The following is a 323-nucleotide window of genomic DNA, read 5'->3' on the forward strand; positions in this document are numbered from 1 at the left end:
GCATGACCTGGAACAGCGGGCTGTGGCTCATGCTGCGCGGCGGCTGCAGTGCTTCTACCACCTGTTCAAACGGCACGTCCTGGTGCGCGTAGGCGCCCAGGGTGCTGTCCTTGACTTGCGCCAGCAGTGCGGCCACGCTCGGGTCGTCTGCCAGTTGCACCCGCAGCGCCAGGGTGTTGACAAAGAAGCCGATCAAGGCTTCAATCTCGCTGCGCTGGCGGTTGGCCACCGGGGTGCCGATCACGATGTCTGACTGCCCGCTCAGCCGCGCCAGCAGGATCGACCAGCCGGCCAGCAGGGTCATGAACAGGGTGCTGCCATGG

Annotated in this window: 1 protein-coding gene; it reads right to left on the reverse strand. The window is 65.9% G+C overall.

The window, feature by feature from the left end:
- On the reverse strand, positions 1-323 hold a 323-nt coding region (locus tag KVP70_RS33535), incomplete at both ends, for a condensation domain-containing protein (RefSeq protein WP_217946749.1).

This window comes from Duganella violaceipulchra (assembly GCF_019166075.1).
GTDB classification, from domain to species: Bacteria; Pseudomonadota; Gammaproteobacteria; order Burkholderiales; family Burkholderiaceae_D; genus Rugamonas; species Rugamonas violaceipulchra.